Source organism: Serratia sp. NFX21 (genome assembly GCF_048517035.1).
Classification (GTDB): domain Bacteria; phylum Pseudomonadota; class Gammaproteobacteria; order Enterobacterales; family Enterobacteriaceae; genus Serratia; species Serratia quinivorans.
Genome location: NZ_CP183196.1, coordinates 4,545,357 through 4,564,810, shown reverse-complemented (window position 1 = coordinate 4,564,810; position 19,454 = coordinate 4,545,357). Strand labels below are relative to the sequence as shown.

The 19,454-nt window shown below is 54.0% G+C and carries 17 protein-coding genes; 14 read left to right on the top strand and 3 right to left on the bottom strand.

What is annotated here, in order from left to right:
* Window positions 1-56 precede the first annotated feature (56 nt).
* From dnaE to ACNT1W_RS21330, 3 genes are all read left to right on the top strand, one after another.
* Window positions 57-3,545, top strand: coding sequence for a DNA polymerase III subunit alpha (gene dnaE, locus ACNT1W_RS21340; protein WP_012146480.1), 3,489 nt, complete (start codon window positions 57-59; stop codon window positions 3,543-3,545).
* Between the two features lie 12 nt (window positions 3,546-3,557).
* The gene (accA, locus tag ACNT1W_RS21335) at window positions 3,558-4,517 is read left to right on the top strand and encodes an acetyl-CoA carboxylase carboxyl transferase subunit alpha (protein ID WP_012146479.1); all 960 of its coding nucleotides are present in this window, start codon (window positions 3,558-3,560) and stop codon (window positions 4,515-4,517) included.
* Between the two features lie 138 nt (window positions 4,518-4,655).
* The gene (locus tag ACNT1W_RS21330) at window positions 4,656-6,800 is read left to right on the top strand and encodes a lysine decarboxylase LdcC (RefSeq protein ID WP_012146478.1); all 2,145 of its coding nucleotides are present in this window, start codon (window positions 4,656-4,658) and stop codon (window positions 6,798-6,800) included.
* On the opposite strand, the gene ACNT1W_RS21325 is transcribed toward ACNT1W_RS21330, so the two are convergent.
* Window positions 6,797-7,342, bottom strand: coding sequence for a MarR family winged helix-turn-helix transcriptional regulator (locus tag ACNT1W_RS21325; protein WP_012146477.1), 546 nt, complete (start codon window positions 7,340-7,342; stop codon window positions 6,797-6,799). The genes ACNT1W_RS21330 and ACNT1W_RS21325 overlap by 4 nt on opposite strands.
* Before the next feature lie 150 nt (window positions 7,343-7,492).
* Between ACNT1W_RS21325 and ACNT1W_RS21320 the strand changes: the two genes are divergently transcribed.
* From ACNT1W_RS21320 to ACNT1W_RS21285, 8 genes are all read left to right on the top strand, one after another.
* On the top strand, window positions 7,493-7,726 hold the full coding sequence (locus tag ACNT1W_RS21320) for a glutaredoxin family protein (protein ID WP_012146476.1): 234 nt from the start codon (window positions 7,493-7,495) through the stop codon (window positions 7,724-7,726).
* 120 nt (window positions 7,727-7,846) lie between these two features.
* Window positions 7,847-8,236 carry a VOC family protein gene (locus ACNT1W_RS21315; protein WP_017893785.1) on the top strand — a complete coding sequence of 130 codons (390 nt, stop codon included), beginning with the start codon at window positions 7,847-7,849 and terminating at the stop codon, window positions 8,234-8,236.
* A gap of 88 nt (window positions 8,237-8,324) precedes the next feature.
* The gene (cadC, locus tag ACNT1W_RS21310) at window positions 8,325-9,881 is read left to right on the top strand and encodes a lysine decarboxylation/transport transcriptional activator CadC (protein WP_012146474.1); all 1,557 of its coding nucleotides are present in this window, start codon (window positions 8,325-8,327) and stop codon (window positions 9,879-9,881) included.
* A gap of 358 nt (window positions 9,882-10,239) precedes the next feature.
* Window positions 10,240-11,589 carry a cadaverine/lysine antiporter gene (cadB, locus tag ACNT1W_RS21305; protein ID WP_115183941.1) on the top strand — a complete coding sequence of 450 codons (1,350 nt, stop codon included), beginning with the start codon at window positions 10,240-10,242 and terminating at the stop codon, window positions 11,587-11,589.
* Window positions 11,590-11,680: 91 nt separating this feature from the next.
* Window positions 11,681-13,822 (top strand): lysine decarboxylase CadA, encoded by a 2,142-nt coding sequence (cadA, locus tag ACNT1W_RS21300; protein WP_012146472.1) that lies wholly within the window; start codon window positions 11,681-11,683, stop codon window positions 13,820-13,822.
* Between the two features lie 66 nt (window positions 13,823-13,888).
* Window positions 13,889-15,337 carry a dipeptide permease DtpD gene (gene dtpD / locus ACNT1W_RS21295; protein ID WP_012146471.1) on the top strand — a complete coding sequence of 483 codons (1,449 nt, stop codon included), beginning with the start codon at window positions 13,889-13,891 and terminating at the stop codon, window positions 15,335-15,337.
* Window positions 15,338-15,393: 56 nt separating this feature from the next.
* Window positions 15,394-16,704, top strand: coding sequence for a tRNA lysidine(34) synthetase TilS (gene tilS, locus ACNT1W_RS21290; RefSeq protein ID WP_261277331.1), 1,311 nt, complete (start codon window positions 15,394-15,396; stop codon window positions 16,702-16,704).
* An 18-nt stretch (window positions 16,705-16,722) separates the two neighbouring features.
* The gene (locus ACNT1W_RS21285; protein ID WP_026142508.1) at window positions 16,723-17,040 is read left to right on the top strand and encodes a c-type cytochrome; all 318 of its coding nucleotides are present in this window, start codon (window positions 16,723-16,725) and stop codon (window positions 17,038-17,040) included.
* 69 nt (window positions 17,041-17,109) lie between these two features.
* On the opposite strand, the gene rof is transcribed toward ACNT1W_RS21285, so the two are convergent.
* Both rof and ACNT1W_RS21275 read right to left on the bottom strand, forming a co-directional pair.
* Window positions 17,110-17,367 (bottom strand): Rho-binding antiterminator, encoded by a 258-nt coding sequence (gene rof, locus ACNT1W_RS21280; protein WP_368040125.1) that lies wholly within the window; start codon window positions 17,365-17,367, stop codon window positions 17,110-17,112.
* Complete coding sequence (locus ACNT1W_RS21275) at window positions 17,360-17,560, bottom strand: YaeP family protein (protein ID WP_012146467.1); 201 nt, start codon at window positions 17,558-17,560, stop codon at window positions 17,360-17,362. The genes rof and ACNT1W_RS21275 overlap by 8 nt, the downstream gene beginning before the upstream one ends.
* A 213-nt stretch (window positions 17,561-17,773) precedes the next feature.
* Between ACNT1W_RS21275 and ACNT1W_RS21270 the strand changes: the two genes are divergently transcribed.
* The 3 genes from ACNT1W_RS21270 to nlpE are packed head-to-tail and all read left to right on the top strand — an operon-like array spanning window position 17,774 to window position 19,452.
* On the top strand, window positions 17,774-18,322 hold the full coding sequence (locus ACNT1W_RS21270) for a YaeQ family protein (protein WP_012146466.1): 549 nt from the start codon (window positions 17,774-17,776) through the stop codon (window positions 18,320-18,322).
* Between the two features lie 3 nt (window positions 18,323-18,325).
* Window positions 18,326-18,739, top strand: coding sequence for an alternative ribosome rescue aminoacyl-tRNA hydrolase ArfB (gene arfB / locus ACNT1W_RS21265; RefSeq protein ID WP_419246114.1), 414 nt, complete (start codon window positions 18,326-18,328; stop codon window positions 18,737-18,739).
* A 29-nt stretch (window positions 18,740-18,768) separates the two neighbouring features.
* Entirely contained in the window at window positions 18,769-19,452 is a 684-nt protein-coding gene (nlpE, locus tag ACNT1W_RS21260) for an envelope stress response activation lipoprotein NlpE (protein ID WP_419246113.1), read from the top strand.
* Window positions 19,453-19,454: the final 2 nt, after the last annotated feature.

The following is a 19,454-nucleotide window of genomic DNA, read 5'->3' as shown; positions in this document are numbered from 1 at the left end:
GCGATAGAGTTAACCCGGGTTCAGTTCGCTGAACCCCTAGATTCAGGTATCTGGATATGGCCGAACCTCGTTTTATTCACCTGCGCGTTCATAGCGACTACTCCATGATTGATGGATTAGCCAAGATCGGACCGTTGGTGAAAAGAGCCGCCGCGTTAGCCATGCCCGCTTTGGCAATTACCGACTTTACCAACCTGTGTGGCCTGGTGAAGTTTTATGGCAGCGCGCACGGCGCCGGGATCAAACCGATCATCGGCGCGGATTTTCATGTGCAAAGTGAAGTGCTGGGCGACGAGCTGGCGCAGCTCACCGTACTGGCCGCCAATAATGAAGGTTACCAAAACCTGACGCTGCTGATTTCCCGCGCCTATCAGCGTGGTTACGGCGCTGCCGGCCCGATCATCGATCGCGATTGGCTGATTGAGCACCGTGAAGGGCTTATCCTGCTCTCTGGCGCCCGTCAGGGCGACGTCGGCAAGTTTCTGCTGCGCGGCAACCAGCCGCAGGTGGAGCAGTGCCTGGAGTTTTATCAGCAGTACTTCCCCGACAGTTACTATCTTGAACTGATCCGTACCGGTCGGCCGGACGAAGAAAACTACCTGCATGCGGCGGTAGCCCTGGCGACCGAACGTGGGCTGCCGGTAGTGGCCACCAACGATGTGCGTTTTCTGGTCGCAGATGACTTTGACGCCCATGAGATCCGCGTTGCCATCCACGACGGTTTCACGCTCGATGATCCCAAGCGCCCGCGTAACTACACCTCGCAGCAATACATGCGTGACGAAGACGAGATGTGTGAGCTGTTTGCCGACATCCCGGAGGCGTTGCTCAACAGCGTAGAGATCGCCAAGCGTTGTAACGTGACTATTCGCCTTGGCGAATACTTCCTGCCGCAGTTCCCAACCGGTGATATGACTACCGAGGACTTCCTGGTCCTTAAGTCGAAGGAAGGGCTGGAAGATCGACTGGAGTTCCTGTTCCCGGATCCGGAGGTGCGTGCCCAGCGCCGCCCTGAATACGACGAACGTCTGGATATTGAGCTGAAAGTAATCAACCAGATGGGCTTCCCGGGCTACTTCCTGATCGTGATGGAGTTTATCCAGTGGTCGAAGGACAACGACGTGCCGGTCGGGCCAGGCCGTGGTTCTGGTGCCGGTTCACTGGTGGCTTACGCGCTGAAAATCACCGATCTTGATCCGCTGGAATTTGACCTGCTGTTCGAACGTTTCCTTAATCCGGAACGTGTTTCGATGCCCGACTTCGACGTCGACTTCTGCATGGAAAAACGCGATCTGGTGATTGATCACGTGGCGGAGATGTACGGCCGTGAGGCGGTATCCCAGATCATTACCTTCGGTACCATGGCGGCGAAGGCGGTTATTCGCGACGTGGGCCGCGTGCTGGGTCACCCGTATGGCTTCGTCGATCGTATCTCCAAGCTGGTGCCACCCGATCCGGGTATGACGCTGGAGAAAGCCTTTGCCGCCGAGCCGCAGTTACCGGAAATCTACGAGGCTGATGAGGAAGTCAAAGCGCTGATCGACATGGCGCGCAAGCTGGAAGGGGTGACGCGTAACGCCGGTAAGCACGCCGGTGGTGTGGTGATCGCACCGACCAAAATCACTGACTTCGCCCCCTTGTACTGCGATGCAGAAGGTCAGCATCCGGTAACCCAGTTTGACAAGAACGATGTGGAATACGCCGGGCTGGTGAAGTTCGACTTCCTCGGTCTGCGTACCCTGACCATCATCGACTGGGCGTTGGCGATGATCAACGCCCGCCGTGCGAAAACCGGGCTGGAACCGATCGATATCGCCGCTATCCCGCTCGAAGACAAGAAAAGCTTCGATATGTTGCAGCGTTCGGAGACCACTGCGGTCTTCCAGCTTGAATCGCGCGGCATGAAAGACTTGATCAAACGCCTGAAGCCCGACTGCTTCGAAGATATGATCGCACTGGTGGCACTGTTCCGCCCTGGGCCGCTGCAGTCCGGCATGGTAGATAACTTTATTGACCGTAAGCACGGTCGTGAAGAGATCTCTTACCCGGATATCCAGTGGCAGCATGAGTCGCTCAAGCCGGTGCTGGAGCCTACCTACGGCATCATCCTGTACCAGGAACAGGTAATGCAGATTGCCCAGGTGCTGGCCGGCTATTCGCTGGGCGGCGCGGACATGTTGCGTCGTGCGATGGGTAAAAAGAACCCGGTCGAGATGGCCAAGCAGCGTGGCGGTTTCGAAGATGGGGCAAAATCACGCGGTATCGACGGTGAACTGTCGGTAAAAATCTTTGACCTGGTGGAGAAATTCGCCGGTTACGGCTTCAACAAATCGCACTCCGCTGCCTATGCGCTGGTGTCATACCAGACATTGTGGCTGAAGGCGCACTATCCAGCCGAGTTTATGGCGGCGGTAATGACCGCCGATATGGACAACACCGATAAGGTGGTCGGGTTGGTGGATGAATGCTGGCGTATGGGCCTGAAAATCCTGCCGCCGGACATCAACAGCGGTCAGTACCATTTCCACGTTAACGATGAAGGCGAGATCGTTTACGGCATCGGCGCTATCAAGGGCGTCGGGGAAGGGCCGATTGAAGCCATTCTTGAAGCGCGTAACAGTGGTGAGCAGGGCTACTTCAAAGACTTGTTCGATCTGTGTGCTCGCTCAGATATCAAAAAACTGAACCGCCGCATTCTGGAAAAGCTGATCATGTCCGGGGCATTCGACCGCCTTGGGCCGCACCGCGCCGCGCTGATGAACTCATTGCCCGATGCGTTGAAAGCGGCCGATCAGCATGCCAAAGCCGAAGCGATCGGTCAGGTGGACATGTTTGGCGTACTGGCCGAAGCGCCGGAGCAGGTGGAGCAATCCTACGCCAACGTGCCCCTCTGGCAGGAGCAGGTGGTGCTGGACGGTGAACGGGAAACGCTGGGGTTGTACCTTACTGGCCACCCGATCACCCAGTACCTGAAGGAAATCGAACGCTATGCCGGTGGCCAGCGTTTGAAAGATATGCACCCGACGGATCGGGGCAAGATGACGACCGCCGTTGGGCTGGTGATCGCCTCACGGGTTATGGTCACCAAGCGGGGTAATCGCATCGGAATTTGTACGCTGGATGACCGTTCAGGCCGTCTGGAAGTGATGTTATTCACCGATGCGTTAGAAAAATACCAGCATTTATTGGAAAAAGACCGTATCCTGATCGCCAGTGGACAGGTCAGCTTTGATGACTTTAGCGGTGGGCTTAAAATGACCGCCCGCGAGCTAATGGACATCAGTGAAGCCCGTGAAAAATACGCTCGCGGACTTGCTATCTCGCTGACGGACAGGCAAATTGATGACCAGCTTTTGAACCGTCTCCGTCAGTCTTTGGAACCCCATCGCTCGGGGACGATTCCAGTGCATCTTTACTATCAACGGGAAGATGCGCGGGCCAAGCTGCGTTTTGGCGCAACCTGGCGCGTGACGCCCACCGACCGCTTATTGATAGATTTGCGGACTTTGGTAGGTAATGAGCAGGTGGAACTGGAATTTGACTAAAATAGGAATGCTATGAGTCTGAATTTTCTTGATTTTGAACAGCCGATTGCAGAGCTGGAAGCGAAAATTGACTCGCTGACTGCAGTCAGCCGTCAAGACGAAAAATTAGATATTAATCTGGACGAAGAGGTTCAGCGCCTTCGTGAAAAGAGCGTTGAGCTGACGCGCAAGATTTTTTCCGATCTTGGGGCTTGGCAAGTTGCTCAATTGGCACGCCACCCACGCCGTCCTTATACCCTGGATTATATCAAACACATCTTCACCGACTTCGAAGAACTGGCTGGCGATCGCGCCTATGCCGATGACAAAGCGATTGTCGGTGGTATTGCGCGTCTGGATGGTCGCCCGGTGATGATCATCGGTCACCAGAAAGGCCGCGAAACCAAAGAGAAAATCCGCCGTAACTTCGGCATGCCGGCACCGGAAGGCTATCGCAAAGCGTTGCGCCTGATGGAAATGGCTTCTCGCTTCAAGCTGCCGTTGATCACTTTCATCGACACCCCAGGGGCATACCCGGGCGTGGGCGCGGAAGAACGCGGCCAGTCAGAAGCGATTGCCCATAACCTGCGTGAAATGTCTCGCCTGAACATCCCGGTCGTCTGCACCGTGATCGGCGAAGGCGGTTCTGGCGGTGCATTGGCCATCGGCGTTGGCGACAAAGTGAATATGCTGCAGTACAGCACCTATTCGGTGATTTCACCGGAAGGCTGTGCCTCCATTCTATGGAAGAGTGCTGATAAGGCACCTCTGGCTGCAGAAGCGATGGGCATTACTGCACCGCGTCTGAAAGAGCTTAAGCTGATCGATTCGGTGATCCCGGAGCCTTTGGGTTCTGCTCACCGCGACGTTCCTGCGATGGCTGCAACGCTGAAAGCACAGTTGCTGGCTGACCTGAAAGACCTCGATGGCCTGAACAACGAAGAGTTGCGCAACCGTCGTTACCAGCGCCTGATGAACTACGGCTACTGCTGAGTTTTGTTATGCGTTGCAAGAAACCGCCTTCATTTGGGCGGTTTTTTTTTGGCTGACGAAAAGGGGGGCTTTGGGGTACACAGCACGGTTTTTTCATGTTGTTATAGACGATTGGTGGTTAACTGACAGGAGCAGCCGTTGAATATCATCGCGATCATGAGCCCTGCGGGCGTTTATTACAAAGACGAGCCGATCCGCGAGCTTCACACCGCACTGGCTGCAATGGATTTCCAACTGGTCTATCCGAAAAACAGCGGCGATCTGTTAAAACTGGTCGAAGCCAACGCGCGCATTTGTGGGGTGATTTTTGACTGGGACGACTACAGTCTGGAGCTGTGCAGCGATATCAATGAGTTGAATGAATATCTGCCGTTGTATGCCTTCATCAACACCCATTCCACCTTCGACGTCAGCCTGCATGAAATGCGCATGGCGCTGTATTTCTTTGAGTACGCTCTAAATGCGGCGGATGATATTGCACAGCGTATTCAGCAGTACACCGCCGAATACATAGATACCATTACGCCTCCTTTGACCAAGGCGCTGTTCAACTATGTGCGCGAAGGGAAATACACTTTCTGTACTCCAGGCCATATGGCCGGTACCGCCTTTCAGAAAAGCCCGGTCGGCTGTCTGTTTTACGACTTTTTTGGTGCCAACACGCTAAAAGCAGATGTCTCGATCTCTGTGACAGAACTGGGATCGCTGCTGGATCACACCGGCCCACATCTGGAAGCCGAAGAGTATATTGCCCGTACCTTTAACGCCGAGCAGAGTTATCTGGTGACTAACGGCACCTCCACCGCCAACAAGATAGTCGGAATGTATTCGGCGCCGACCGGTAGCACGGTATTGATTGACCGCAACTGCCATAAATCCTTATGCCATTTGCTGATGATGAGCGATATCGTGCCTATCTACCTGCGTCCGCTGCGTAATGCCTATGGCATTCTCGGTGGTATTCCGCAGCATGAATTTACTCGCGAGAGCATTGCCGGCCGGGTCGCGGCAACGGCTAACGCCAGTTGGCCGGTACATGCGGTGATCACCAACTCCACTTATGACGGTTTGTTGTACAACACCGACTACATCAAACAGACGCTGGACGTACCCTCAATTCACTTTGATTCGGCCTGGGTGCCCTATACCAACTTCCATCCCATTTACGACGGCAAGAGCGGTATGAGCGGCGAGCGCACGCCCGGCAAGGTTATCTACGAAACCCAGTCTACGCACAAACTGCTGGCGGCGTTTTCACAGGCTTCAATGATTCACATTAAGGGTGACTACGACGAAAGCACCTTTAACGAAGCCTATATGATGCACACCACCACCTCGCCGAATTACGGCATCGTAGCATCGATGGAGACTGCCGCAGCCATGCTGCGCGGCAATCCGGGGCGGCGATTGATAAATCGCTCGGTGGAGCGCGCACTGCATTTCCGCCGTGAGGTGCAGCGGCTGCGAGAGGAGAGCGATAGCTGGTTCTTCGACATCTGGCAGCCGGAGGAGATCGACGAGGCGCAGTGTTGGCCGCTGAACCCGGATGATAATTGGCACGGTTTCGGCAACACCGACAGCAACCACATGTACCTCGATCCGATCAAGGTCACTATCCTGACGCCGGGCATGAATGAACTGGGCATGCTGGAAGAGAGCGGGATACCGGCGGCGCTGGTGGCGAAGTATCTGGACGAACGCGGTATCGTAGTGGAAAAAACCGGGCCTTATAACCTGTTATTCCTGTTCAGCATCGGCATCGATAAAACCAAGGCGATGAGTCTGCTGCGCGGTTTGACCGATTTTAAACGCGCTTACGATCTCAACCTGCGGGTGAAGAACATGCTGCCGGATCTGTTCGCGGAAGATCCGGATTTCTACCGCAATATGCGCATTCAGGATCTGGCGGCCGGGATCCACAGTTTAATCTGTCGGCACGATCTGCCGGGGCTGATGCAACGGGCGTTTGACGTGCTGCCTGAAATGAAACTGACGCCGCACCAGATGTTCCAGCAACAGGTGCGCGGCAACGTAGAAACCTGCGAGCTGGATCAGTTGGTCGGCAAGGTGGCGGCTAACATGATCCTGCCTTATCCGCCTGGGGTTCCGCTGGTGATGCCGGGCGAGATGATCACCGAAGAGAGCCGTGCAGTGCTGGATTTCCTGCTGATGCTGTGCTCGATCGGCGAGCGTTACCCGGGCTTTGAAACCGATATCCACGGCGCGAAACTGACCGAGGACGGGCGTTATCTGGTGAAGGTGCTGAAAATGCCGCTGGCTTAAGCAAATTCCCGGCAAATCAGGTTCACGCTGCTTGCCGGCAACGGTTCCTGCGTCAGGCCGCAAAATGGTTGGCCATCCTGCCGTTGGTGATAGCGGCAGCGATGGCATTCGCCGAATAACGCCACGTTATCATCCTGCTTTTGCAACTGGCGCAACAACTGCGTCAGCAGTTCCACTAGCTGCCTGCCGTCTCGCTGCATGGCATCCTGCGCATCCTGTAAATAGGCCGGTGGGAACAGGGCATCCATCAATACGCGTGATTTGTCAGTCAGCTTTAGCCTGACGCTGCGGCGGTCCTTCTCGTCTGCAGTGCGGGCAATCATCCCGTTACTTTCCAGCTTTTTCAGCGATTGCGATACCGTGCCCTTGGTCAGGCCAAGATATTCCGCCACCGCCATTGGCGTGTTGGAGTAATGGTTGCAGCGCGCCAGATAGTACAACGCACTCAATTGCACCGGGGGCAGGCTTTCCAGCTCTTCATGGCTACGCAGCCAGCTGCGTTGCAGGCTATTCAGCCGTTCCAGTAAATCAAAAAGTCTCAATATGGGATCCTCGCTAACGTGGGAAAATAGTATCGATTAAAAACTATATTGACAAGGAGTGACGGAGGATTTATTGTGCATTTGGTTTCGAGTCGAAACCAAATGTGCGAATTAATTTCGCCCACACAGTCAGAACCAAGGAGAATTATCATGACTAAGGCCGTTTTCTATCATGCCGGTTGCCCGGTTTGCGTGAGCGCAGAGCAGCAGTTGTTGGGCCTGTTGAGCCAGGATGTGCAAGTGGATGTCGTTCATCTGGGTGAAAAACCGGCGCGTATCGCCGAAGCAGAAAAAGCCGGGGTACAGAGCGTACCGGCGCTGGTGGTGGATGGGCAGGTACTGCACATCAACTACGGTGCTGCGCTGGCGGATCTTAAAGCCTGATCTGCCGTTGCGTTGCTGATTTCTGAATGACGGCCCCGTCTTATATGCGGGGCTTTTTGTCGTTGACGTCGCCACTGCTGCCGGATAACGTGCCTCATCACATCGATAATGAGACACACTATGTTGGCACTTCGTCAGATACACCACATTGCCGTCATTGGTTCAGACTATGCGGCCAGTAAGCATTTTTATTGCGATATTCTGGGTTTCACCTTACTCGGCGAGTTTTACCGCGAAGAACGTGACTCCTGGAAGGCCGATTTGGCACTCAACGGCCAATACAGCATCGAACTGTTTTCCTTCCCGTCCCCCCCGGCTCGTGTCAGTCGTCCGGAAGCCTGTGGCCTGCGCCATCTGGCATTCAGCGTCGAGGACATCGAGCAGGCCATCCAGCATTTGCAGGCTGCCGGCGTAGTTTGCGAGCCGGTACGCATCGATCCTTATACCCAGTCACGCTTCACTTTTTTCAGCGATCCCGATGGCTTGCCTCTAGAATTATATGAGGTATGAATGCTTAATCGGGGCATATCGACGCAGGTCGGGCGCTCATATGGTATTATCCCGCGCTTGCCGCACCCCCTTTTGAGTTATTTTCACTATGCAAGAACCCGTTTTTCGCGTTGGTGAGTGGTTGGTTACTCCCGCAGACAACAAAATAAGCCGTGATGGGCGCCAACTGGCGTTGGAGCCGCGCTTAATCGATATGCTGCAATATTTCGCCCGGCACCCGGATGTGGTGCTGAGTCGCGATGAGCTGATCGATAACGTTTGGAAGCGCAACATTGTCACCAACCATGTGGTGACTCAGAGTATTTCCGAACTGCGCAAATACCTGAAGGACGGTGACAGCAACAGCCCGGAATACATCATTACCGTGCCCAAGCGCGGCTATAAGCTGGCTGCGCCAGTGATGTGGTGTGAAGGGGAAGAGACAGGCATACCTGCGCTACCCCGGGTGGCGGTCATCACCCATGAGCCGGAAGATGGCAGTGAAGACGATGACGTTGATTATCAACCGCCAAAACCCAGCCAGGCAAAAACATCGCCGGCAAAGTCGAAGGTGGCTTTTTATCGACAATCGCCGTTCTGGGTGTGGCTGGCTTTCCTGGCGGCATTGAGCGCCTGCGTGGTGTTTGTGGCCATTGCAACTTTGTCGCGTCGCATACCGGAATCCACCATGCCGGTGCTGATGAACCCGCGGGATATTGATATCCGCATTCAGGGGGGCAACAGCTGCAGTAACTGGACGCCGCAACTTTCCTATGTCGTCGGCCTGAGCGAAGTAGTCACGGACTCGCTAAACACCTATTCCACTTTCCTGGTGCACGATCAAACCAACTATAACTACACCGGGCCAAGCAGTTCGGGTAAATCGCTGACCATTGAGTTCGTCAACCAGCGCCATTATCGTGCGCAGCAATGTTTCCTGTCGGTACGGCTGGTGGACAATGCGGACAGCTCGATCATGCTGGATAAGCGCTACTTCGTTACTACAGACAATCAACTGAAAATTCAGGAGGACTTCCTGAGTAGCCTGTCTTTGGCCCTCAATCAGCCGTGGCCGGCCCCTTTGCAGCAGCGGTTGATGAAACTCTTGCCAAACTCAGGCCCGGAACTGCAGCAGTATTACCAGGCACATCAGTTATTGATCCAGGGGGATATCGATTCTTTGACCCATGCCAGTCGCATGCTGGGTGATATGGTGAAATCGTCTCCGGACTTTATTTATATTGCAGCCGAAAAAGCGCTGGCAGACTTACTGCGTAATTCTTATCAACCGTTTGATACTGTGCAGTTGGCGCAACTGGATACGGAGATAGCTCGCCTGGATGCGTTGCCAGCATTAAAAGACAGCCCCATAATTCAGCAAATTCATACGATACGGGCACTGGGAGAGGGGAAAACCGATGAGGCTTATCAGGCGATAAATAAAGGCATCGAGTTGCAGATGTCATGGATGAATTATGTGTTGCTCGGTAAAGTTTATGAAATGCAGGGCTACAATCGCTTGGCTGCAGATTCCTATATCACGGCATTTAACCTGCGTCCGGGCGAGAATACCCTGCACTGGATCCGTAATGCCGTCTTCCATACCTCAATAAACACCGTAGTTCCCTACCTCGAAAACTACAATCCGGATAAACAACCCAATTAAGCCACGCCGCCGAGTCAGATAGTTGACCGGCGGTGTTATTTATTGTGTTTTATTTGTTAAGTCCCATTAACTTATTGGTTGATTTGTTTTTCTCTTTTATTTTCATTTGTTAGTGAAAATAACAACGCTATCTTAATGTTTTTATTGGTTATTTATCTTTTCTTGAGCACGTGTTTATCTCTTGATGTGTTAATGAAAAACCTCAATTTATCATTTGTATGATCATGAGCGTAATATCACTTTATCTTTAGGACTTTATTCCCGCCAATCATTAGCATCCTGACTATCAAGTCCGGTCATTAGCAAATTTGCTTAGCGGCCAAGACTTATAAGAAATCAAAATCAGGAGAAACTGACCATGGGTTCATCCAAGAAAATAGGGCTTATTGCCTGCACCGGTGTGGTTGCCGGTAATATGATGGGGAGCGGTATTGCCTTATTACCCGCGAACCTGGCAAGCCTCGGTTCTATCGCCATCTGGGGATGGGTAATCTCTATTATTGGCGCGATGTCACTGGCTTATGTCTATGCGCGTCTGGCCACCAAAAACCCTCAGCAGGGTGGTCCTATTGCTTATGCGGGTGAAATTTCCCCGGCGTTTGGTTTCCAGACCGGTGTGCTTTATTACCATGCGAACTGGATCGGTAATTTGGCCATCGGCATTACCGCAGTTTCTTATCTCTCTACCTTCTTCCCTGAATTGAATAATCCGGTACCGGCAGGTATTGCCTGTATCGCCATCGTCTGGATATTCACCTTTGTTAACCTGCTTGGCGGGACCTGGGTCAGCCGCTTGACCACCCTCGGCCTGGTGCTGGTGTTAATCCCGGTGATTGTCACCGCGACTGCGGGCTGGCATTGGTTCGACGCTGCAACCTACCACGCTAACTGGAACACTTCCGGTACCACCGACAGCCATGCGGTAATCAAAAGTATTCTGCTGTGCCTGTGGGCGTTCATCGGCGTAGAGTCTGCTGCCGTGAGCACCGGCATGGTGAAAAACCCGAAACGTACCGTACCGCTGGCAACCATGCTGGGTACCGCGCTGGCCGGGATTATCTACATTGCTGCCACTCAGGTGATGAGCGGTATGTTCCCGGCTAGCCAAATGGCTGCCAGCGGTGCACCGTTCGCCGTCAGCGCCTCCGCCATTATGGGTAACTGGGCTGCACCACTGGTCTCAGCCTTCACCGCCTTTGCCTGCCTGACTTCACTGGGTTCGTGGATGATGCTGGTTGGCCAGGCCGGGGTTCGTGCTGCCAACGACGGTAACTTCCCGAAAGTTTATGGTGAAGTCGATAAAAACGGCGTGCCGAAAAAAGGCCTGCTGCTGGCAAGCTGCAAAATGACCGCGCTGATGGTGCTGATTACCGCCATGAGCTCCGGCGGCGGTAAAGCTTCCGACCTGTTCGGCATGCTGACCGGTATTGCGGTGCTGCTGACCATGTTGCCTTACTTCTACTCTTGCGTAGACCTGATCCGCTTCGAAGGCGTCAATATCCGTAACCTGTTGAGCCTGATTGCCTCGGTTCTGGGTTGTGGCTTCTGCTTCATCGCACTGATGGGTGCCGAATCGTTCGAACTGGCCGGTACCTTCATCATCAGCCTGATCATCCTGATGTTCTACGCCCGCAAAATGAATACCCGTCAGACAGCGAAAGCCAATGCTGTAGCCATCGACGACAGCTCGACGGCCAAAGCGCACTAAGCACGTACTGACCCACTTCTTAATTCAGCCCCTTGCAACAACGATTGTCATCCGTGATGGCAAGGGGCTCGCATTACCTGGAGAAATGATTATGAACGTTATTGCTATCATGAACCACATGGGTGTCTACTTCAAAGAAGAGCCCATCCGCGAACTGCACAACGCGTTGGAAAAACTGAACTTCCGCATTGTTTACCCGAACGACCGCGAAGACCTGCTCAAATTGATCGAGAATAATGCCCGTCTGTGCGGCGTGATCTTCGACTGGGACAAATACAACCTTGAGCTGTGCCAGGAAATCAGTGAGTTGAATGAGTACATGCCGCTGTATGCCTTTGCCAATACCTATTCAACCCTGGACGTTAGCCTGAACGATCTGCGTATGCAGGTGCGTTTCTTTGAATATGCGCTCGGTGCGGCCAACGACATTGCCGACAAGATCAAACAGAACACCGATGAGTACGTAGACACCATCCTGCCACCGCTGACCAAAGCGCTGTTCAAATATGTACGTGAAGGCAAATACACCTTCTGTACTCCTGGCCACATGGGCGGTACTGCCTTCCAGAAAAGCCCGGTCGGTAGCCTGTTCTACGATTTCTTTGGCCCTAATGCGATGAAATCCGACGTGTCAATTTCGGTCTCTGAGCTGGGTTCACTGCTGGATCACTCCGGCCCGCACAAAGAAGCTGAAGAATACATTGCCCGCGTGTTCAACGCTGAACGCAGCTATATGGTGACTAACGGCACTTCTACCGCCAACAAAATTGTCGGTATGTACTCTGCACCGGCAGGCAGCACCGTATTGATTGACCGTAACTGCCATAAATCGCTGACCCATCTGATGATGATGAGCGACATTACGCCAATTTATTTCCGCCCGACTCGTAATGCTTATGGCATCCTCGGTGGTATTCCACAGAGCGAGTTTGCCCGCGCCACCATCGCCAAACGCGTGAAAGAGACGCCGAACGCCACCTGGCCGGTACACGCGGTGATCACCAACTCGACCTACGACGGTCTGCTGTATAACACCGATTTCATCAAGAGCACGCTGGATGTGAAATCCATCCACTTTGACTCTGCCTGGGTGCCTTACACCAATTTCCACCCGATCTACAAAGGCAAGTGCGGCATGAGCGGTGGCCGCGTGGAAGGGAAAGTGATCTATGAAACCCAATCCACCCATAAACTGCTGGCGGCGTTCTCACAGGCTTCGATGATCCACGTGAAAGGCGACATCAATGAAGAAACCTTCAGTGAAGCCTACATGATGCACACCACCACTTCACCGCACTACGGTATCGTGGCATCTACCGAAACCGCAGCGGCGATGATGAAAGGCAATGCCGGTAAGCGTCTGATTAACGGTTCAATTGAGCGAGCTATCAAGTTCCGTAAAGAAATCAAACGTCTGAATGTCGAATCTGAAGGTTGGTTCTTTGACGTTTGGCAGCCGGAACATATTGATGAAGCAGAATGTTGGCCGCTGCGTTCCGACAGTGCATGGCATGGTTTCAAAGGTATTGATAACGAACATATGTACCTTGACCCAATCAAGGTCACCATGTTGACACCGGGGATGAGCAAAGATGGCGAAATGGAGTCGTTTGGTATCCCGGCCAGTCTGGTTGCCAAATACCTTGATGAGCACGGCATCATTGTTGAGAAAACCGGCCCGTATAACCTGTTGTTCCTGTTCAGCATCGGCATCGATAAAACCAAGGCTCTCAGCCTGCTGCGCGGTCTGACTGACTTTAAACGCTCGTTCGATCTGAACCTGCGGGTGAAAAACATGCTGCCTTCGCTGTATAAAGAGGCACCAGAGTTTTATGAAGACATGCGGATCCAGGAGCTGGCTCAGAATATCCACAACCTGGTGAAACACCATAATCTGCCTGACCTGATGTACCGCGCCTTTGAAGTGCTGCCGGCGATGGTAATGAACCCGTTCCAGGCCTTCCAGAAAGAACTGCACGGTGAAGTGGAAGAGGTTTATTTGGAAGACATGGTGGGCAAAGTGAATGCCAACATGATCCTGCCATATCCTCCGGGTGTTCCGCTGGTCATGCCGGGTGAAATGCTCACCGAGGAAAGCCGTCCGGTTCTGGAGTTCCTGCAAATGCTGTGCGAGATCGGCGCGCATTATCCAGGCTTCGAAACTGATATCCATGGCGCTTATCGCCAGGCGGATGGACGTTACACCGTGAAGGTGTTGAAAAACGATAAATAAGTGAACTAACAAGGGGAGGCGCTTGCGCTTCCCCTTTTGTCGTTCCCCGACTGATGGGAGAAAACCATGAAAACACCCTCACAGCCGCGCGCAATCTACTATGTCGTAGCCATACAAATTTGGGAATATTTCAGCTTTTACGGCATGCGTGCGTTACTTATTCTCTATCTTACCCACCAACTTGGTTATTCCGATAGCCGCGCCATTAGCCTCTATAGCGCTTACGCTTCTCTGGTCTATGTCACGCCGATCCTCGGCGGCCTGCTTGCCGATCGCCTGCTGGGCAACCGCGTAGCGGTCATTGCCGGAGCGGTATTGATGACGCTGGGCCATATCGTGCTCGGCCTGAGCGCCGTATCGACACAATCACTCTATCTCTCGCTGTCGATCATCATCTGTGGGTACGGCCTGTTTAAATCCAATATCAGCTGCCTGCTGGGCGAGTTGTATCAACCGCAGGACTCGCGCCGGGAAGGGGGCTTTTCACTGCTGTATGCCGCCGGTAATGTCGGCTCGATCCTGGCACCCATTGCCTGTGGGTTGGCGGCAGAACGCTACGGCTGGCACGTCGGCTTTGCGCTGGCGGGTATCGGCATGCTGGCCGGGTTGACGATCTTCCTGTTCGGCAGCCGTCATTTCAGCCATACGCGCGGTGTGGATCGGGCGCAGATGTGCGTCACCACGCTGCGAGTACCTAACTGGGTATGGCTTGGTGCCATGCTGCTGTTGGCCCCTCTGTTCTTCACTTCACTGTTCATTTACGACCTGGCCGGCCAATTACTGATGCTGGTGTGTGCCGCCGCCGTCGTGATGGTGATCCGTATAATGGCCCGGGCTACAACAGTGCAGCGCCGTGGGCTGTGGCAGATAGTGATGTTGATGCTGTTGGGCACCTTGTTCTGGGCCTTTGCCCAGCAGGGCGGCAGTTCGATCAGCCTGTTTATCGATCACTTTGTCGACCGACAATGGTTTTCCTGGACGGTGCCGACCGCATTGTTCCAGTCGGTTAACGCTTTTGCCGTGATGTTTGGCGGTGTGATGCTGGCCTGGCTGGTGCGGGGCAACGGCAATGGCAACCCCACTCTGCGGATTTGGGGAAAGTTCGCCTTTGGTTTACTGCTGATTGGCGTGGGGTTTACCCTGATGGCGCTTAACGCCCGTTACGGGCAGGGCTCGATGAGCCTGATGATCGCCGGGCTGTCGGTGATGGGGCTTGCCGAACTGTTTATCGATCCGGTCGCCATGGCACAGATTACCCGACTGAATATCCCTGGCGCTACCGGGGTGCTGACTGGTATTTATATGCTGACTACCGGCTCGATAGCCAATTACCTGGCCGGTATTATCGCCGGCCAGACTGCAGAAGACCCGGCAACGGGCGCGACGGCGCAGGCCTATGTTCACCTGTTTGCTCAAATTGGCTGGTGGGCGATGGGCTGTACGGCGGCAGTGGTGGCGGTGTTGGCCATGTGGTGGTTGCTGTCCGGCCGTCATATCCGTGCGGTTAATGCTTGATTGATGGTATGACGGGGGTTAACGTGCAGCTATCTGGACGTCATTAAGCCTAATCAATGAATAACAATCAATTATCCGCACAGCTAGCCCGCCAATTGGGTGCACACCGGCACTTGCTGGTGGCATTCAGTGGCGGGCTGGACTCCAGCGTGCTATTGCATCTGCTGGTAGGGTTACGGCAGCAATTGCCGGACTTGCAGCTTCGCGCGGTGCACGTGCATCACGGCCTGAGTGCTTTTGCCGACCAGTGGGTAACACACTGTCGGCAACAATGCGTTGCCTGGCAGCTCCCCCTGGTGGTTCAGCACGTGCAGGTTGATAGCCAGCAGGGCGGTATCGAAGCCGCAGCCCGGGCGGCACGTTACTCGGCTTTTGCCAGCACGCTGGCGGCCGATGAAACCTTGCTTACCGCGCAACACCTTGACGACCAATGTGAAACCTTCCTGCTGGCGCTAAAACGTGGCAGTGGTCCGGCGGGCCTGTCGGCCATGGCTGCACAGACGTCGCTGGGGAATAATCATTTGCTGCGTCCACTGTTGGGTCACTCTCGCCAGCAGTTGGAGGCCTATGCGCAGCAACATCAGCTCAGTTGGATTGAAGACGACAGCAATCAGGACCCACGCTTCGACCGCAACTTTTTACGCCTGCAGGTGTTGCCGCTACTGAATCAGCGCTGGCCGCACTTTGCTGCAGCGACGGCACGTAGTGCCAGCCTGTGCGCCGAGCAAGAGCAATTGCTGGATGAATTGCTGGCAGAGCAACTGCACAATCTGCTCGATGAAGATCGTGCGTTGGCGATTGATGGCCTGCTGACATGCTCAGCGGCCCGACGTTTCGCCCTGTTACGCCGTTGGATCGCGCTATTTGGCGTTACCATGCCTTCTCGCGAACAGTTGCAGCGGTTATGGGAAGAAGTGGCGCTCAGCCGCGAGGACGCCGAACCCCAGCTGCAATTGGGCCAATATCAGTTTCGCCGCTTCCGCCGCCGCTTGTATCTGCTGCCACTGATGGCCGATCTGCATGAAATCAGTCTAAGCTGGTCATTGGATGATTCGCTGATGCTGCCGGATGGGTTAGGTGAACTGGTCAGTGGGGAAGGAGACATCTGTTTGCGTGCGCCGCAATCACAGCAAAAAGTGAGCATTCGTTTTAGCGCTCAGGGCAAACACCGCATCCTGGGGCGCGCGCATTCTCGTCCGATCAAAAAATTGTGGCAGGAGTTGGGTATTCCTCCGTGGCAGCGTGAGCGTATCCCGTTGATCTATTATGATGACCAGCTGATTGCGGCGCTGGGGATTTTTGTCAGCGAGGCCGGACAAACGCCTGAGGGGCAGCAGCCCTGGCGGCTGCATTGGCGTAAAAAATAATAATTAGACTGAGGAACCATGATGAAATTTGTGAGCGCAATGGCGGTGATGTTGGGTCTGTTCAGCCTGCCTGTAATGGCGGCGGGCGATGCGGCGGCGGGTAAGGATAAGTCCGCCAGTTGTATGGCGTGCCATGGGGCTGAAGGGAAGGTGTCGATGCCCATGTACCCGAATCTGGCTGGGCAAAACGCCATGTATCTGGAGCATGCGTTGCAGGCTTATAAGAAGGGTGAGCGTAACGGAGGACAGGCGGAAGTGATGAAAGCCTACGTTTCCCCGCTGTCTGATGCGGATATTGCCGATCTGGCGGCCTACTATTCCAGTCTCAAACCCTAGGCCAGTCTCAAACCATAAATGACGAGGGCAGCCGTTGGGCTGCCCTGTTGGGATGGCGTTACCGCTAAATCAATCAGACAGGCTGACGACCACGGTACCGATTTCCGGATGACTGAAACTGAGGATGTGATCCAGACGCAAGCTGAGAGCGTCGCCGGCCCGATCGATAATCAGGTACTCAACGCCCTTGGTAAACTTCAGCTCGGTGGCTTTGCCTTCGAATTTTTCTCCGTCGCGTAACTCCAGCTTCAGAATGTAGTTATGCTGACAGGCGAGTTCCAGGCTTTCATAGTCATCGCAATTGATGGATTGGTACTCATCATTCATCAACATAGTCGCTCACCAATAAGTTAGCGGCGGCAAAGGCCGCCTGTTCCCTAACGGAGGACGGTAGCGTGCTATTCGCAGCAACTTCGTCCAATGCCTTTAATACACATGCTAACGCATCAGGCACGTAGCCGAGATCACCACTGCCGATCTCAGCGTAAAAACGGCGTACTAACTCACAGTATTGTTGCACAGTTTCCTCCCTTAAGAACCTCTGCGTCATCGAAGCCTTATAGCGATGAGGCGCAGGCACTCGGAGCTTGACTCTATCCTAGACGACTATAGCACAGCTATTGTGGAGTTATTAGCACCTCAGCGCGGCTTTCGCACCGGGCTTTGCCCGGCCGTGCTGGCCGCGGTTGGGCCAAATCTAGTACACTGTCGCCTGATAATAATGAGGTCACCCATGGCGCTGAAAGCTACTATTTATAAAGCCACGGTCAATATCGCTGATATGGATCGTCACTTCTACCACGACGCCACGCTTACCCTGGCCCAGCATCCTTCCGAAACTGAACAGCGCATGATGCTGCGTTTGCTGGCCTGGATCTGTCATGCCGATGAGCGTCTGGTGTTTACCAAAGGCCTGAGCGCCGATGATGAGCCGGAAATCTGGCGGCGAAACGATCATAACGGGCTGGAAATGTGGATTGAAATGGGCCTGCCGGATGAAAAACGCATCAAGAAGGCCTGCAACCAGTCACCGCGAGTGGTGCTGTATGCTTACGGCGAGCGTGCCGGCCACGTGTGGTGGCAATCGATGCAAGGCAAGGTGGCAAACCACAAAAATCTAAGCATCCGTTTCCTGGATGATGAACAATTAGCCAAACTGGCGGCGTTGGCCAGCCGCAATATGACGCTGCAGGCCACGCTGCAAGAGGGAACTATCTGGCTTTCCGATGCTCAGAATAGTCTGGAAATCCAGTTTGCCGAGTGGCAACAGGCGCAGGTGTGACCGGTGCTTGAACTGTCAAGAAATGTAGCCATACCGGATAACGAAGTGGAATTGACCGCGATCCGCGCGCAGGGCGCGGGTGGCCAGCACGTGAACAAAACCTCAACGGCTATCCATTTGCGCTTTGACATCCGGGCATCCAGCCTGCCAGAGTATTATAAGGAAAGGCTGCTGGCCCTGAATAATCATTTAATTACCGTCGATGGCGTGGTGATTATCAAAGCGCAGGAATATCGCAGTCAGGAATTAAACCGCGAGGCGGCGTTGGCCAGACTGGTCACTTTGATCCAGCAGGCGATGGTGGTAGAAAAAACTCGCCGGGCGACCAAGCCCACCAAAGGGGCAAAATTACGTCGTCTGGAAGGCAAGGTACGGAAAGGCGCGACTAAAGCGCTGCGCGGCAAGATCCGCACTTAAGGACACATGAACACAGTAGGAGAATAACTGTGAAGAAAATAACACTGGCCCTGTTTTTAGCGGCAGGGGCACTTTCGTTACTGGGATGTAATAACCACTTCCAGCCGAAAGAACAACCGCTTCAGGCGATGCAACAAAGTTATCAGGGCGTGCTGCCTTGCGCTGACTGCGGCGGTCTGGATACCGCATTATTCCTGGATAAAGACGGTACTTTCGTCCTGCAGGAAACCTATCGCGGCACCAAAGACGGCGATCAAACCTTTGCCGATTACGGTAAATGGGCGCGTACCGCCGATAAGCTGGTGCTGACCGACAGCCGTGGTGATAAGCGTTATTTCCGCCCGGTGGGTAAAAGTTTGGAAATGCTGGATCAAACCGGCATGCCGATTGAGTCGCAGTTGAATTACCGCCTTGATCCGGTAGAGAAAGCCTTGCCTAAAACGCCGATGGCGCTGAAAGGCAGCTACACCTACATGGCGGATGCGGCCGTGTTCAAAGATTGCGCCACCGGTAAAACGTTCCCGGTCGACAATACAATCGCGCTGGAGCAGGGGTATGCCAAGGCGAACAAAACGCCGGGCGAGCCGGTGTTCCTGACGCTGAATGGCCACTTTAGCGTTCAGCCGTCAATGGAAGAGGGGTTAACCGAGAAGGCGCTGGTGCCGGACGGTAAAATAGCCTTCGACCGCAGTAAAAATTGCGACAGCAAATAACC

Coding starts and splice junctions, on each gene's coding strand:
- dnaE (WP_012146480.1), top strand. CDS start 57: ATGGCCGAACCTCGTTTTATTCACCTGCGCGTTCATAGCGACTACTCC.
- accA (WP_012146479.1), top strand. CDS start 3,558: ATGAGTCTGAATTTTCTTGATTTTGAACAGCCGATTGCAGAGCTGGAA.
- ACNT1W_RS21320 (WP_012146476.1), top strand. CDS start 7,493: ATGACTAAGGCCGTTTTCTATCATGCCGGTTGCCCGGTTTGCGTGAGC.
- ACNT1W_RS21315 (WP_017893785.1), top strand. CDS start 7,847: ATGTTGGCACTTCGTCAGATACACCACATTGCCGTCATTGGTTCAGAC.
- cadC (WP_012146474.1), top strand. CDS start 8,325: ATGCAAGAACCCGTTTTTCGCGTTGGTGAGTGGTTGGTTACTCCCGCA.
- cadB (WP_115183941.1), top strand. CDS start 10,240: ATGGGTTCATCCAAGAAAATAGGGCTTATTGCCTGCACCGGTGTGGTT.
- cadA (WP_012146472.1), top strand. CDS start 11,681: ATGAACGTTATTGCTATCATGAACCACATGGGTGTCTACTTCAAAGAA.
- dtpD (WP_012146471.1), top strand. CDS start 13,889: ATGAAAACACCCTCACAGCCGCGCGCAATCTACTATGTCGTAGCCATA.
- tilS (WP_261277331.1), top strand. CDS start 15,394: ATGAATAACAATCAATTATCCGCACAGCTAGCCCGCCAATTGGGTGCA.
- ACNT1W_RS21285 (WP_026142508.1), top strand. CDS start 16,723: ATGATGAAATTTGTGAGCGCAATGGCGGTGATGTTGGGTCTGTTCAGC.
- rof (WP_368040125.1), bottom strand. CDS start 17,367: ATGAATGATGAGTACCAATCCATCAATTGCGATGACTATGAAAGCCTG.
- ACNT1W_RS21270 (WP_012146466.1), top strand. CDS start 17,774: ATGGCGCTGAAAGCTACTATTTATAAAGCCACGGTCAATATCGCTGAT.